Origin of the sequence: Rhodococcus tibetensis, assembly GCF_024438035.1 — a bacterium.
Taxonomy (GTDB): Bacteria; Actinomycetota; Actinomycetes; order Mycobacteriales; family Mycobacteriaceae; genus Rhodococcus_F; species Rhodococcus_F tibetensis.
Window position 1 is genome coordinate 186,140 of the sequence record NZ_JANFQF010000002.1, and the last position, 14,791, is coordinate 200,930.

At 65.6% G+C, this 14,791-nt stretch carries 16 protein-coding genes; 11 read left to right on the forward strand and 5 right to left on the reverse strand.

Annotated elements, in window-relative coordinates; all coding sequences use genetic code 11:
• Positions 1–39: 39 nt before the first annotated feature.
• Complete coding sequence (locus NOF53_RS03590; RefSeq protein WP_255965619.1) at positions 40–804, reverse strand: amino acid ABC transporter ATP-binding protein; 765 nt, start codon at positions 802–804, stop codon at positions 40–42.
• Positions 801–2,294 carry an amino acid ABC transporter substrate-binding protein/permease gene (locus tag NOF53_RS03595; RefSeq protein ID WP_374212557.1) on the reverse strand — a complete coding sequence of 498 codons (1,494 nt, stop codon included), beginning with the start codon at positions 2,292–2,294 and terminating at the stop codon, positions 801–803. The genes NOF53_RS03590 and NOF53_RS03595 overlap by 4 nt, the downstream gene beginning before the upstream one ends.
• A gap of 237 nt (positions 2,295–2,531) precedes the next feature.
• Here NOF53_RS03595 and NOF53_RS03600 point away from each other — a divergent pair, with 237 nt between their 5' ends.
• The 4 genes from NOF53_RS03600 to NOF53_RS03615 all read left to right on the forward strand — a co-directional run bounded on the left by NOF53_RS03600 (position 2,532) and on the right by NOF53_RS03615 (position 6,232).
• The gene (locus NOF53_RS03600) at positions 2,532–3,647 is read left to right on the forward strand and encodes a resuscitation-promoting factor (RefSeq protein WP_255965622.1); all 1,116 of its coding nucleotides are present in this window, start codon (positions 2,532–2,534) and stop codon (positions 3,645–3,647) included.
• 28 nt (positions 3,648–3,675) lie between these two features.
• Positions 3,676–4,803: a resuscitation-promoting factor gene (locus NOF53_RS03605; RefSeq protein WP_255965624.1), complete on the forward strand. Its 1,128-nt coding sequence runs from the start codon at positions 3,676–3,678 to the stop codon at positions 4,801–4,803.
• A 10-nt stretch (positions 4,804–4,813) separates the two neighbouring features.
• Entirely contained in the window at positions 4,814–5,719 is a 906-nt protein-coding gene (rsmA, locus tag NOF53_RS03610) for a 16S rRNA (adenine(1518)-N(6)/adenine(1519)-N(6))-dimethyltransferase RsmA (RefSeq protein ID WP_255965626.1), read from the forward strand.
• Between the two features lie 309 nt (positions 5,720–6,028).
• Complete coding sequence (locus tag NOF53_RS03615; protein ID WP_109332503.1) at positions 6,029–6,232, forward strand: cold-shock protein; 204 nt, start codon at positions 6,029–6,031, stop codon at positions 6,230–6,232.
• Between the two features lie 85 nt (positions 6,233–6,317).
• Here NOF53_RS03615 and NOF53_RS03620 read toward each other — a convergent pair whose 3' ends face one another.
• Both NOF53_RS03620 and NOF53_RS03625 read right to left on the reverse strand, forming a co-directional pair.
• A complete protein-coding gene (locus NOF53_RS03620) occupies positions 6,318–6,743 on the reverse strand; it encodes a hypothetical protein (protein ID WP_255965629.1) in 426 nt (141 codons plus the stop codon).
• 107 nt (positions 6,744–6,850) lie between these two features.
• Positions 6,851–7,819, reverse strand: a complete 969-nt coding sequence (locus NOF53_RS03625; protein ID WP_255965631.1) for a helix-turn-helix transcriptional regulator — start codon at positions 7,817–7,819, stop codon at positions 6,851–6,853.
• A 172-nt stretch (positions 7,820–7,991) separates the two neighbouring features.
• On the opposite strand from NOF53_RS03625, the gene NOF53_RS03630 reads away from it, so the two are divergent.
• The gene (locus NOF53_RS03630; protein WP_255965632.1) at positions 7,992–8,885 is read left to right on the forward strand and encodes a YdcF family protein; all 894 of its coding nucleotides are present in this window, start codon (positions 7,992–7,994) and stop codon (positions 8,883–8,885) included.
• Here NOF53_RS03630 and NOF53_RS03635 read toward each other — a convergent pair.
• Positions 8,879–10,246 (reverse strand): cation:dicarboxylate symporter family transporter, encoded by a 1,368-nt coding sequence (locus tag NOF53_RS03635; protein ID WP_255965634.1) that lies wholly within the window; start codon positions 10,244–10,246, stop codon positions 8,879–8,881. The two genes, NOF53_RS03630 and NOF53_RS03635, sit on opposite strands and share 7 nt — an antisense overlap.
• 138 nt (positions 10,247–10,384) lie before the next feature.
• On the opposite strand from NOF53_RS03635, the gene NOF53_RS03640 reads away from it, so the two are divergent.
• From NOF53_RS03640 to NOF53_RS03665, 6 genes are read left to right on the forward strand one after another with little or no spacing between them, the layout of a single operon-like run.
• Positions 10,385–10,687, forward strand: a complete 303-nt coding sequence (locus NOF53_RS03640; RefSeq protein ID WP_159925067.1) for an urease subunit gamma — start codon at positions 10,385–10,387, stop codon at positions 10,685–10,687.
• A gap of 8 nt (positions 10,688–10,695) precedes the next feature.
• A complete protein-coding gene (locus NOF53_RS03645) occupies positions 10,696–11,010 on the forward strand; it encodes an urease subunit beta (RefSeq protein ID WP_255965636.1) in 315 nt (104 codons plus the stop codon).
• Positions 11,007–12,728 (forward strand): urease subunit alpha, encoded by a 1,722-nt coding sequence (locus NOF53_RS03650; protein WP_255965638.1) that lies wholly within the window; start codon positions 11,007–11,009, stop codon positions 12,726–12,728. Before NOF53_RS03645 ends, NOF53_RS03650 begins: the two co-directional genes overlap by 4 nt.
• A complete protein-coding gene (locus NOF53_RS03655) occupies positions 12,728–13,360 on the forward strand; it encodes an urease accessory protein UreF (protein ID WP_255965640.1) in 633 nt (210 codons plus the stop codon). The genes NOF53_RS03650 and NOF53_RS03655 overlap by 1 nt, the downstream gene beginning before the upstream one ends.
• Positions 13,361–13,399: 39 nt before the next feature.
• Entirely contained in the window at positions 13,400–14,089 is a 690-nt protein-coding gene (ureG, locus tag NOF53_RS03660; RefSeq protein ID WP_255965642.1) for an urease accessory protein UreG, read from the forward strand.
• Complete coding sequence (locus NOF53_RS03665; protein ID WP_255965643.1) at positions 14,089–14,742, forward strand: urease accessory protein UreD; 654 nt, start codon at positions 14,089–14,091, stop codon at positions 14,740–14,742. The genes ureG and NOF53_RS03665 overlap by 1 nt, the downstream gene beginning before the upstream one ends.
• Positions 14,743–14,791 lie beyond the last annotated feature (49 nt).

A 14,791-nucleotide genomic window follows, 5' to 3' on the forward strand; every position in this document is an offset into this window, starting at 1 on the left:
TGGCAAAGTACGCCGCGGCGTACTTTGCCACTACACGTGTCAGAGGACCTTGTTCAGAAAGTCCTGGGTACGGGCCTCGCGGGGGCTCCCGAAGATCTGCTCGGGTGTTCCCTCCTCGACCACGTAGCCGTCCGCCATGAAGATCACCCGGTCCGCGACCTCACGGGCGAAGCCCATCTCGTGCGTCACCACCACCATCGTCATGCCACCCTTCGCGAGGTCGCGAAGCACCTGCAGAACCTCCCCGACCATCTCCGGGTCGAGGGCGCTGGTGGCCTCGTCGAACAGCATGATGTCCGGGTTCATCGCGAGAGCGCGCGCAATCGCGACACGCTGTTTCTGCCCCCCGGACAAGCTCGCAGGCTTGGCGTCCGCCTTCTCGGCGAGTCCGACCTGATCGAGTAGCCGCACCGCCGTGGCCCGTGCTTCCTCCTTGGAGGCCCGCTTGGTCTGGACGGGCCCCAGCATCACGTTCTCGATCGCCGTCATGTGCGGGAACAGATTGAAGTGCTGGAACACCATGCCGATGTGCTGACGCACACGGTCGATGTCGATCTTCTTGTCGCTCACGTCGAAGCTGTCGACGACGACGCTGCCGCCGGTGATGTCCTCGAGTCGGTTGAGGCAGCGCAGGAAGGTGCTCTTGCCGGAGCCGGACGGGCCGATCACGCAGACCACGTCGCCGCTCTGGATCTCGACGTCGATTCCTTTGAGTACCTCGTTGTCGCCGAACGACTTCTTCAGGCCGCACACACGGATCTTCGGCTCGGTCGTGGCCACCGGGGACTGGTTCGATTCGGTCATCGATTGATCCTCTTCTCGAGGCGGTTCGACAGCTTTGTCAACGCCATGATGATGATGAAGTACATGACGCCGATGATCAGCCACATGTTGAACGACTGGTAGTTGCGGGCGATGATGATCCGCCCGGTCTGAGTGAGCTCGGCCAGCCCGATCACGGACAGGATCGACGTATCTTTCAGCGTGATCACGAATTGGTTGATGTACGACGGGATCATGGTGCGCACGGCCTGCGGCATCACGACCTTCTGCATCGACTTCAGATAGCTGATGCCGAGGCTTCGCGACGCTTCCATCTGGCCCTTGTCGACCGACAGGATGCCGCCGCGCACGATTTCCGCCATGTAGGCGCCCGCGTTGAGACTGAGGGTGATGATGCCGGCGGTGAACGCCGACATCTGAAAGTCCAGAGCGGCCGGGATGCCGAAGTAGATGAAGAAGGCTTGCACCAGCAGCGGGGTTCCGCGGAAGACGTCGACGTAGGTGGTGCCGATTCCGCGGAGCACGATGTTGGTCGACACCCGGAACAGGCCGAAGATCGCACCCAGGACGAGGGCGATGGCGATGGAGACGACGGTCAGCAGGACGGTGAGCCACAGTCCTTCGAGGAGAAGTTTCCAGGTGCTTTTGATCAGTCCGAGGATGGAGTTGTCGTCGGTGCTCGCGTCGGTGTCGAGGTATCGGGCGAGGATGTCTTCGTACTGGCCGTTCGACTTCAGGTTGGCGAGCCCGGCGTTGAACTGCTGCAGGAGCTGCGCGTTCTGTCCCTTGGCCACGGCGAATCCGTAGCTTGCGCCCGGAACCTTGTCGGTGACGGTCTTGAAACCGTTGCCCTGCTTGATGCCGTAGGCCAGCACCGGGTAGTCCTCGAACACGGCGGCCGAGTTACCGGTGCGCACCTCGTCGAACATGCTCGACGAGTCGGCGAAGTATTTGGTGGTGAAGCCGTACTGGCTCTTGATGGACTCGGCGTACGTCGCGCCTTCGGTGCCGTTCTTGACCGCTACGGACTTGCCGCGCAGATCCTCGTACGAGGCGATCGAGTCGTCGTCCTCGAGCACGCCCATCTGGACGCCCGACTCGAAGTACGGGTCGGAGAAGTCGAACGTGGCCTTGCGGGCGTCGGTGATCGACATACCGGCGATCATTCCGTTGGCCTGCCCGCCGGTGACCGCCTGCAGTGCGGCATCGAATCCGACCGCGTTGACGGTGTAGTCGAATCCCTGGTCTTCGGCGATGGCTGCGAGTAGGTCCATGTCGATGCCGACGAGCTTGCCGGATTCGTCCTGGAACTCGAACGGGGCGAACGTGATGTCGGTGGCGACGATGTAGTTGTCGCCCGGGGCGGGCTGCTGCGCGCCGTTCGGATCGGGCTGTTGCGCGCCTGCGAGGCCTGGCGCGACGAGCGTGACGAGCAGCGTCAGCGCGGCGATCACCGCGGGCACTCTCGGACGTCTGACGTGTCTCAGAAGTCGATCGGATCTGCTGTGCACGGAACCCCAGCTTTCTATGACAGTGCCCGGTCGCTTCCGGGCTCTTGGTGCATGACGCAAGATACTGCGTCGGCGCGGGTGGTCCGAACCAGAAGCATTTTTCGCGCCGAGTCGGAAACCGTGTCCGATCTCAATCTATTTGTGATCTAGGTAGCAGGTCCAGGGCGCAAAGTTGCCATAGCAAGGCCGATTCGTTACCGTACCGTGATCAAACTTTCGCCAGCCTTGGGACTTGATGTGTCAGTACTCGCCAGACTTAACAACGCCAAATCGCCTCTCCTGTACGTGGTGGTCGCGGCCCTGCTCGCGACCCTCGTCGTGGGGGGCGCCCTGGCCGTAGCCCGGCACAAGACCGTCACGATCGACGTCGACGGCGAGAGCATGTCGCTCGGCACGATGGCCACGGACGTCAGTGGCGCACTCGATGACGCCGGCTACACCGTCAACGAGCGTGACGCGGTCGCACCCGCGGCCGACGCCTCGCTCTCCGAGGGCGACACCGTGGTGTTGCGGCGAGCCCGCGAGGTCACGCTCACCGTCGACGGAGAGCCGAAGAAGGTCTGGACCACGGCGCTCACCGTCGACGACGCCCTGAAGCAGTTCGAACTGGCCGAAGACGTACACGTCTCGGCGTCACGCTCGCAACGTCTTCCGCTCGAAGGTGCCGAGCTGGACGTGGTCGAGCCCAAGCTCGTCAAGGTCGCAGACGGCGGCGCACCGATCGCCGAAGTCCGTCTCGCCGCCCCCACCGTGGGTGAACTGCTGGCAGCCAGGGGCGCTCCGCTCCAGCAGGCCGACACCGTCGTCCCTCCCGCCGACAGCCCCGTGCTCGACGGCGCGGAGATCCACGTCACGCGCGACCGCACCGAGACACGCACCGAAACCCTGCCGATCGCGCCCCCCGAGAACCGTGTGGACGACCCCGCGCTCGACAAGGGCAAGACCGTCGTCGAGAACCCGGGTGTTCCCGGTGAGCGCACCGTCACGGCCGCAGTGAAGACCGTCAACGGTGTCGAGGCCGGCCGCCAGGAACTGAAGTCGGAGGTGCTGCGCGAACCCGCGCCCGCCGTCGTCCGTGTGGGAGTGAAGGAGATCGCGATCTCCAACGCGTCGACCTGGGATTCGATCGCGCACTGCGAGGCCACCGGCAACTGGGCCATCAACACGGGCAACGGCTTCTACGGCGGACTCCAGTTCACCCAGAGCACCTGGGAATCGTTCGGTGGCACCGCCTACGCCCCCCGCGCCGACCTCGCGTCGCGCGAACAGCAGATCTCCGTCGCCGAAAAGGTCCAGGCGACGCAGGGCTGGGGTGCGTGGCCCGCCTGCACCAGCAAGCTCGGACTCCGCTGACCCGCTCGCCTTGACGTAAAGGAACACGATGTCGCCCTTCGCCAAGATCAACTCGGCCCGCTCGCCGCTGCTGTACACCGTGGTTGCGCTGCTTCTCGCCACCCTGATCGCGGGCGGAGTGATGGCGGTGATCCGGCACAAGAACGTCACGCTCGACGTGGACGGCGAAATGATCTCCCTGAGCACCATGAGCACCAGCGTCGACGCAGCGTTGTCCGACGCCGGGTACTCGCTCGACGAGCGGGACGTTGTGGCACCCGAACGGGACGCGACTCTGTCCGACGGTGACACGGTCGTCCTGCGCCGCGCGCGGGAGGTGTCCCTGACCGTGGACGGTCAGCCCAAGACGGTGTGGACCACGGCGCTCACCGTCGAGGACGCGCTGAAGCAGTTGGAGATCGCCGAGGACGTCCACGTCTCTGCGTCGCGATCGCAGCGATTGCCTCTCGACGGCGCCGCCCTGGAGGTTCGCAACCCGATGGTGGTCAAGCTCACCGACGGCGCTGCGCCGGTGACGGAGGTGCGGCTGGCCGCACCGACGGTCGGGGATTTCCTCGCCGCGCACGGCGCTGGTCTCGAACAGTCCGACACGGTCGTGCCCTCCGCGGACACTCCGCTGATCGAAGGCATGGAGGTCACCGTCACTCGCGACCGGGTAGAGACGAAGGTGGAGACGTTGCCGTTGGCGCCGCCGGAGCAGCGGATCGAGGACCCCACGATGAATATGAGCCGCACCGTGGTCGAGAACCCCGGTATGCCGGGTGTGCAGGACGTCACTTTTGCGGTCAACACCGTCAACGGCAAGGAAGTGGGTCGCAACCAGGTCGCGGTCACGGTGACCACACCCGCTCAGCCGAAGGTGATCCGGGTCGGCGCGAAACCAGGTACGGAAGTGCCCCCCGTCGAGAACGCCGCAGTCTGGGATGCGCTCGCACAGTGTGAAGCCACCGGGAACTGGGCCATCAACACGGGCAACGGCTTCTACGGCGGTGTTCAATTCGACCAGAACACCTGGGAGCGCCAGGGCGGTCTCAAGTACGCACCGCGGGCCGACCTCGCCACCCGCGAGGAGCAGATCGCGATCGCCTCGCGAACGCAGAAGACGCAGGGATGGGGAGCATGGCCGTCGTGTTCGGGCAGGCTCGGAGTCCGTTAAAGTCTCCCTGGTGTCCGACGCCGAACTACCCCATGTCGAACGAGGTCAGACCGCCCGAGGGCAGGCTGCTCTGCTCGGCCCCGCCGAAGTGCGTTCCCTGGCCGAGGAATTCGGTGTGCGCCCCACTAAGCAACTGGGGCAGAACTTCGTTCACGACGCCAATACCGTCCGTCGTATCGTAGCCACTGCCGGAGTGGGCCGCAGCGACATCGTTCTCGAGGTCGGGCCCGGTCTCGGCTCGCTGACCCTGGCGCTCCTCGACGTGGTGGACAAGGTGATCGCGGTGGAGATCGATCCCAATCTCGCCGCTCGCCTTCCGGTTACGGTCGCCGACCGGGCTCCGGGGCTGGCGGACCGGCTGACCGTGGTCGAGGCGGACGCGATGCGCGTCCAGCCGTCCGAGATTCCCGGTGAACCCACTGCGCTCGTCGCCAATCTGCCCTACAACGTGGCCGTGCCGGTGTTGCTGCACCTGTTCGCGGAACTGCCCAGTCTGCGAACGGCTCTGGTGATGGTGCAGGCTGAGGTGGCGGACCGCCTGGCGGCTTCGCCCGGAAGCAAGACCTACGGGGTGCCGAGCGTGAAGGCCAACTTCTTCGGTGCCGTCCGGCGTGCGGGGGCCGTGGGTAAGGCGGTGTTCTGGCCGGTTCCCAAGGTGGAGTCCGGATTGGTGCGCATCGATCGTTACGCCGAACCTCCGTGGCCGATCGACGACGAGCATCGGCGGCGAGTGTTTTCCGTGATCGACGCCGCATTCGCGCAGCGCCGCAAGACTTTACGTGCTGCACTCAGTGGCTGGGCAGGCTCCCCCGTCGAAGCGGAGCGCAGGCTCGTGGAGGCGGGCATCGAACCGTCTACGCGCGGGGAAAGACTCGATGCTGCGGCATTCGTCCGTCTTGCCGCCACCCGTCCGTAACAGCGAAGACGCCGCCATCGCTGCCGAGATGCAGGGAGGTCGTGTCTCGCTCGACCTCGACACTAGCGCGTCGAATCCCATCAGGTGGGCAGTTGCCCGCATTGATTCGGGGGTGGGGGAGACAACCGGCCACCGATGTGGTTCACTATTGGAGGTCGTAAGTTTTGTGTTTGTGTTTCCCACGCTCGCAAATCGATGGTTGCGAGCGTTTGGACGTCCTCCACAGGAATTGTCATAAGCGGTCGTGTCAGATGACCCAGGTAACCGAGCCGGTTACCTGAAGAAGAAACTGTGTTAGAGGAGATTTACATGGCAGAGGGCATCGTGAAGTGGTTCAACTCCGAGAAGGGGTTCGGCTTCATCGCCCCCGAGGATGGCAGCGCTGACGTGTTCGTCCATTACTCGGAGATCCAGAGCGGCGGCTTCCGCACGCTCGAGGAGAACCAGCGTGTTTCGTTCGAGATCGGCCAGGGCAACAAGGGCCCGCAGGCCACCGGCGTCACCCTGGTCTGAGAACGACCATGACTTCCCGGTCCGCCGGGACGTGACGTTCGAGCAAGGCCCCACTCTTCGGAGTGGGGCCTTGTCTCGTTTCTGCTCACACCGAACGTAGATGCGCTGCTTGATACGCCAGATTGATTGCACACACCAGCCACAGCTGGAGGGCTGAATTCGGCCCGAAGAGACCGACAACGGCCGCGATTCCGAGGGCGACAGCGACGAAGAACGTTGCGGTGCCCAATCCTCGGCGACGTCCCGGACGGAAGATCAGCACACCGGTGACGAGAAGCGCCCACGCCGTCGTGGCGAGGATGGCTGCGCAGACGTACCACGCCGACGAGTACCGCGCCGGCCAGGTCCACGGATCGTTTCCGTTGTCCAGGGTGCACAGAAATGCCAGCGAGAACACCATGGTGACCACGGTTGCGGCGCCGAGCGCCAGATGGCCCCCCACAAGCACTTTCAGGCTGCTTCCGGACCCTGACGGTGCGCGGGCGCGCCCCTCCTCGACAATCGTGTGCATCCCCGACAACCCCGACCCCTTCTTCTCGTCACTGCTCGGACACCGATGAACGACCGCGTCGCCCCGTCGATATCCGAGACACGCCTGACCACGGAACGGCGTCGTGGTCAGGCGTTACCGTAGCGGTCGGCGAAGAGGCGGTGGCGTTCGCCCACCCGTCGGCACTCTTCTCGCAGCTCAGGTGGATCGAGCACAGTGAAGTCGGTGCCGAAAGCGCTGAGCCAGTTGGCGATCGACGCCAGGGAGTCGCCGCCGAGCGCCACGGCGCAGCGGCCGTCCGGTAGTTCTTCGAGAGTGCCCCAGTCTTCGTGCACCATGGGAGCGATCTCGTCGATCGGAGCGTGCAAGAGCACCCGTGCGCGTATCTGCGTGACCGCGCGGTTGATTCCGCGGGAGACGAAGTCGGCGGCGCCGCCGGGCGGGAGCTCGCGCGGCGCGAAGCGGGGGCCGGTCGGAATCTTCGGTGTCATTCGATCCACCCGGAACGAACGCCAGTCGGCGCGCGTGAGATCCCATGCCACCAGGTACCAGCGAACCCCGGATCGGACGAGCCGGTAGGGCTCCACTTCGCGGCGACTCTCGGTGCCGTCGTGGGTGCTGTAGTCGAATCGGAGACGCTCATGGTTGTGGCACACCGAGGCGACGCTGGAGAGCACTTGCGCGTTCACGGCGCTCCGCGCGGGTTCTCGGTGCACCACGTCGACCTGCAACGCCTCGAGGCGGTGGCGGAGCCGCGACGGCATCACCTGCCTGAGCTTGACGAGGGCGCGCATCGACGCCTCCCCGATGCCCACCACGGAACCGGTGGCTCCCGATTGGAGTCCGAGAGCGACAGCCATGACCTCTTCGTCGTCGAGTAGGAGAGGCGGCATCTCGGCGCCGGCACCCAGTTGGTAACCGCCGCCGACTCCGACGGTCGCATCGACCGGGTAGCCGAGGTCGCGGAGTTTTTCGACGTCCCGGCGAACGGTGCGCGGCGTGATTCCGAGTCGATCGGCCAGTTCGGCTCCGGACCAGTCCTTGCGCGTCTGCAGGAGTGAGAGCAACCGGAGAAGTCGCGCCGAAGTTTCTCGCATGACGATCAGGATGCCACCTATTGCGGACAGATCCTGTCCTGATTTTCAAGAAACCGTCTGGTACGAAATCGAGCGGCCCCACCGGTCCCGCCACTACACTGGCCGCCGACGCTCCACGGACCATCGCACCAGTCTTCTCGTGAAAATCCGACGGAAAGGTCCTTGTTTCAGGATGAATACGCGTATTCGGCTGCTTCCCGCCAGGGCAGCGGCAGCCGCCCTGCTGGCCACCCTCTTCTCGCTCGTCCTCGCGGTCTCACCCATCGCAACGGCCTCGGCCTCGGCCGCAGATCTCTTCAACAGTGCACAGGGCAGATTCGCCGCCGGTGACGCACGAGGAGCGCTCGCCGACATCGGGGGAGCCGTCGCCCAGGACCCGGGAGACCCGAATGCGGTGGCTCTGCAGGCCATCTACGCCGATGCAGTCGGAGACCCGATCACCCGGGAAGCGGCGCTCGCACGACTGGGAGCGATGGATGGGGGAATGCGTGCCGGCGTGCACGGTCTGCTCGACGCCATCAGAATCGCTTCCTTCACGCCGCCGAACCCGCTTCCCGCCATCCAGGGTCCGTCCACGGCGATCGTCGTCCTCGGTTACGGACTGCTTCCCGACGGCTCCATGCGCCCTGAGTTGATCAACCGGCTACAGGCCACGGTGATCCAGTCGTGGGTGTCCCCGTTCTCGCCCATCATTGTGACCGGCGGCAACCCGCAGAACGGCATCACCGAGGCAGCTGCCATGCAGGGGTGGTTACAGGCCAACGGTGTTCCGAGCCACCGGATCCATGCCGAACACCGTGCTGGATCGACGGTGGGCAACGCGCTCAACTCGGTGCCGCTCGCGCGCTCGCTCGGTGCGGGTGGCGCGATCATCGTGACGTCGGCCAACCACATCCGCAGGGCAACGGTCGATTTCAACGTCGCCGGACTGCCGGTGGTCGGGGCGATGAGCGCGATCACCAGTGCCGGTCAGCTGATCGCCGAAGTCATGCCCTTGACCAAGGACCAGCAGCTCGGCATGTACCGCGACGCGATCAGAGTGTTCGGCATCCCCGCCGGCTATTGACGCGACTCGTACTGGGCCACGACCGGCGGCGGCTCGAAGGGATCCGCGCTGCCGGGGGTGAGCTTTCCGTCGAGGGCGTCCAGCATCTGCTGTCGGTCGAGCTGCCCTTCCCAGTTCGAGACGACGAACGTCGCGACACAGTTGCCGAGGAGATTGACGAATACCCGCATCGAATCCATGATGCGGTCGGCGCCGAGGAGCACGGCGACGGCCGCCGTAGGAAAGATCCCGAGTGCGGTGGCGGTAGCGGACAGGGCAAGGAAGGACGAACCCGGCACGCCCGCCATGCCTTTGGAGGTGAGCAACAAGATGAATAGCGCACCGAGTTGATCGCCGAGCGACAGGTCGTGGCCGGTGGCCTGGGCGAGGAACAGCGTGGAGATGGACAGGTAGATCGCGGCCCCGTCGAGGTTGAACGAGTATCCGGTCGGCACAACGAGACCGGTCGTGGCCTGCGAGTTCCCTGCGCCGACGAGCTTGGCCATGATGCGGGGAAGCACGGCCTCGGACGAGGCGGTTCCCAGCGCGAGACCGAACTCCTCCTTGGTGTAACGGATGAACGTGAAGATGTTCAGTCCCGCGGCGAACTTCGCGATCAGCGCGAGGACGAGGACGAACAAGGCTCCGGCGAGGTAGCAGCAGGCGATGAGTTTGGCGAAGCTGCCCAGCGTGGAGATTCCGTACTGGCCGATGATGAACGCCATCGCGCCGAACGCGCCGATCGGGGCGAGCCGCATGATCCAGCCGATGATGATGAAGATGATGTGGCTGAGGTGGTCGACGAATTCGAGAACCAGCGGGGGACCGTGCTCGCCGAACTTGGCCAGGGCGATGCCGAAGAGCACCGCGAAGAAGAGGACCTGAAGAAGTAGGTTGTCGGCGAAGGCACCGACGACGCTGGACGGCACGATGCCGGTGAGGAATTCCACGGCGCCGGGTAGTTCACCACCGCCGGTCTTCTCCGTGATCTGCTCGGTGCCGTCGGCGAGAGTGGCTGGGTCGATGTCGAATCCGGCGCCGGGTTTGACGATGTTTCCCATCACCAACCCGAAGAGCAGCGCGAAGCCGGTGACCGCGGTGAAGTAGATCAGCGCCTTGACGCCGATCCGTCCGACGGCCTTGACGTCGCCGACTTTGGCGATTCCCGTCACTACCACCGTGAAGATCAACGGTGCGATCAGCATCTTGATCAGCTTGACGAACGTGTCGCCGATCGGTTTCAGCTCGGATCCCACGGTCGGCCACAACCATCCCAGCGTGATGCCGCCGACGATTCCGATCAGAAGTTGCACGAACAGATTGGTGTACCAGGGCGATCGGGTAGCCGGGATTGCGACAGGCGGGGGAGGGGATGAGGCCATGCGGGAACGGTAGGAAGGCGCTGTGTCGAGTGCGTGTCACGAATGTTTCCGTGATGAGAAGCGTGACGGGTCAGGGCCTGGGCGGTGCCACAACGCAGATCGTGGCAGTATTGCGACGCACCGACCGCAGGAGGACACATGCGCTTGTCGCCCCACGAGCAGGAGCGTCTGCTCCTGAGCTACGCCGCAGAACTCGCGCGTAGGCGACAGCAACGGGGCCTGACGCTCAATCATCCGGAGGCGGTCGCGATCATCACCGACCACATTCTCGAGGGTGCGCGGGACGGACGATCGGTGGCGGAGCTGATGGTCTCCGGGCGTGAGGTGCTCACTCGGTCCGATGTGATGGAAGGCGTCCCCGAGATGCTGCACGACGTGCAGGTGGAGGCGACCTTCCCCGACGGCACCAAACTCGTCACCGTCCACGATCCGATTGCATAGGGGGCATCGTGATTCCAGGTGAAGTGTTCTGCGCCGACGGTGTGATCGAGCTCAACGAGGGCGCGCCCCGCACGCGACTCGAGGTCGTGAACACCGGTGATCGGCCCGTGCAGGTCGGCAGCCATGTCCACTTCCCGCAGTCGAACTCCGCTCTCCAGTTCGATCGGGTGGCCGCGCACGGCCTACGGCTCGATATCCCCGCAGGCACTGCGGTGCGGTTCGAACCGGGAATTGCGCAGACGATTTCGCTCGTACCCCTCGGTGGTGGACGCGAAGTACACGGACTGAGCCTTACGCCTCCCGGCAGGCTGGACCCGTCATGACCGACCTCACCCGTGCGCGGTACGCCGAGCTGTTCGGCCCCACCACCGGCGACCGCATCCGGCTCGCTGATACCGACTTGTTGATCGAGATCACCGAGGATCGCAGCGGGGGACCGGGACTCGCCGGCGATGAAGCGGTGTTCGGTGGCGGAAAAGTGCTGCGGGAGTCCATGGGGCAAGGCCGTGCGACCCGGGCGGAGGGCGCCCCCGACACCGTGATCACCGGCGTCGTGATCGTCGATCACTGGGGAATCGTCAAGGCGGACGTGGGTATTCGCGACGGCCGCATCGTGGCGCTCGGCAAGGCCGGCAACCCCGATACGATGTCCGGCGTGCACCCCGACCTGGTGGTGGGTCCCTCCACCGAGATCATTGCCGGTAACGGCAAGATTCTCACAGCCGGTGGTATCGACTGCCACGTGCACTTCATCGCGCCGCAGATCATGGACGAGGCACTCGGCGGGGGTATCACCACACTCGTCGGTGGCGGAACGGGGCCGGCCGAGGGGAGTAAGGCCACCACGGTAACCCCGGGTACGTGGCATACCGCCCGGATGCTCGAGGCGCTCGACGGCTGGCCGATGAACATTGCCCTGCTGGGCAAGGGAAACACCGTCAGATCCGAGTCGATGTGGGAACAGTTGCGCGGCGGTGTATCGGGTTTCAAGCTGCATGAGGACTGGGGGTCGACGCCTGCCGCGATCGACGCGTGTCTGACGGTGGCCGAGGCCGCCGGAGTGCAGGTGGCCCTGCACTCGGACACGCTCAACGAAGCGGGTTTCGTGGAGGACACCGTCGCAGCCATCGCCGGACGCGCGATCCACGCCTACCACACCGAGGGCGCGGGCGGCGGGCACGCGCCGGACATCATCACGGTGGCCGCGCACCCGAACGTCCTGCCGAGTTCCACCAATCCGACTCGGCCACATACCGTCAACACTCTCGACGAGCACCTCGACATGCTGATGGTGTGTCATCACCTGAGCCCCAAGATCCCCGAAGACCTCGCGTTTGCGGAGAGCCGGATCCGGCCGTCGACCATCGCAGCGGAGGATCTGCTCCACGATCTGGGAGCGATCTCGATGATCGGCAGTGACTCGCAGGCGATGGGGCGCATCGGGGAGGTGGTGATGCGTACGTGGCAGACGGCCCACGTGATGAAGCGGCGCCGGGGCTTTCTCTCCGGTGACAACGGGGCGGACAACCACCGGGTCCAGCGCTACGTCGCGAAGTACACGATCTGTCCGGCGGTCGCGCACGGTCTGGAAGCGGAGATCGGCTCGGTGGAGGTGGGCAAACTGGCCGACCTGGTGCTGTGGGATCCCGCATTCTTCGGAGTACGACCGCACGCGGTGATCAAGGGCGGCATGATCGCCTGGGCGGCGATGGGTGATGCCAACGCATCCATCCCGACGCCGCAACCGGTGCTTCCGAGGCCCATGTTCGGGGCGGCGCCGAAGGCCGCGGCGGCGACCTCGGTGCACTTTGTCGCCCCCCACGCCCTCGAGGACGGTCTGGAAGATCGGCTCGCACTCGATCGCCGGCTGGTTCCGGTTGCGAACGTGCGCACCAGAGGTAAGGCGGACATGCCGCGTAACGATGCACAACCCCGCATCGAGGTCGATCCGGATACGTTCACCGTCCGGATCGACGGTGAAGTGTGGGAGGAACGGCCGGCAACGGAATTGCCGATGGCACAACGATATTTCCTGTTCTGATGCGTCTCGCTCATTTGTTCACGCTGGCCGACTCGAGGCTGCCGACCGGCGGTCACGTGCACTCCGGCGGCATCGAGGAAGCGGTCACCAGTGGTCTCGTCCGCGATATTCCGACGATGGAGGCGTTCCTCCGAAGGCGAATCCGGGCCTCCGGGTTGGTCGCGGGGTCCATCGCCGCGGCGGTATGCGACGGCCGGCTCCCCGCCGAGCACGGCGACCTCGAGATGGATGCACGGATCCCGTCGCCGGCGGCGCGTGCCTCGTCCCGGGCACAGGGCAGGGGTCTGCTGAGGTTGTCCCGCACCACCTGGCCCGAACATGACTGGTCGCCGCTCGGAACGCGTCCACACCTCCCGGTGGTGACCGGGGTGGTCGGGCGTCTCACCGGTGTCTCGGCCCGCGAAGCCGCGCTGGTCGTCGTCTACACCACCATGACCGGTTCCGCGATTGCCGCGCAGCGGCTGCTCGCGCTCGATCCCGCGCAGGTCGCCGCCTGCACCTTCACATTGGCGGACCTGTGTGACGACGTCGCCGATCAGTGCGTGACCGGGTTGGCGAGCGTGTCCGATCCGCTCCTCGACGTCGTTGCCCAGCGCCACGTCGAACGAGACCGACCCCTGTTCGTGTCGTGACGAACAGCACCGATGTACCCCGAAGTGAGGAGAGCAACTATGCCACCGCATGTCATCGACGGTGAACCGCACGAGCATCTGCACGATCGGCCGAAGCGGACACGAGTAGCGGGTGAGCCGGTCCGGATCGGCATCGGCGGCCCGGTGGGCTCCGGAAAAACGGCCCTCGTGGCCGCGCTGTGCAGGCAACTGCGCGACGAGCTGTCCCTCGCAGTGCTGACCAACGACATCTACACCACCGAGGACGCGGATTTTCTGCGCCGCCACGCCGTACTCCCGGACGAGCGGATTGCCGCCGTGCAAACCGGTGGCTGCCCGCACACGGCCATCCGCGACGACATCACCGCCAACCTCGACGCCATCGACGACCTGATCGACGCCAACCCGCCGCTCGACCTGATCCTCGTCGAGTCGGGCGGCGACAACTTGACGGCCACCTTCTCGTCCGGCCTCATCGACGTGCAGATCTTCGTCGTCGATGTCGCCGGCGGAGACAAGGTTCCCCGCAAGGGCGGTCCTGGAGTGACGTTCTCGGACCTGTTGGTGATTAACAAGACCGATCTCGCGCCGATGGTCGGCGCGGATCTGTCGGTCATGCGGCGGGACGCCGAGCGGGTTCGTGAGAGCAGGCCCACCGTGCTGATCTCGTTGACCGAGGACCCGTCGTCCGGGCCGGCCCTGCAGTGGGTGCGCGAGCAGGTACGCACGCTCGCCGACGTGCGCGGGTAGTGCGTACCGAACTGACCATCGTCGCGATCCCGGGCCGGACCCCCCGAATTTCGGCTGTAGGAGGGCTCGCTGCCCGAATCACTGCGCGCGACACGGTGCACGTGATCGGCACGGCCGCCACCCCGCTCGGCGGCGACCACTGGGACATCACAGTCCGGGTGCGGTCGGGGGCTCGGCTCTCGCTCCGGAGCGTCGCCGCGTCCCTGGCGCTGCCTGGCAGAGGATGCACAGTGTCGACGGCACACTGGTCGATCGACGTGGAAGACGACGCCGCCCTCGACTGCGCCTTGGAGCCGACCGTGGTCGCCGGCGGCGCCGAGCATCGGGTGGAGTCCACCGTACTGCTCGCGCCGACGTCGACGCTGGTGTTGCGCGAGCGGGTACAGATCGGCCGCACCGGGGAACGTGCCGGAACCTGGATCGGAACGACCGACGCCGATCTCGGGGACGGTCCCCTGCTCCGGCACCGGCTCGAGCTGGGAGCAGGCACCGTCTCCCACGACGTTCTCGATGCCCCCGCGGCACTGACCAGCGAACTGCGCTATCCCGACGATCGTCCCGCGCAGGTGTCGGGCGACGTGCGTACGGCACGAACACGTCTTCCGCTCGCACGAGGTGGCAGCCTCACGACCCAGCTCGGCCCGCGGTTGTGAGCTGAGCAGCAACGTGGCTGCGACGCATTTTCGCCCCCGTACCGCGAGC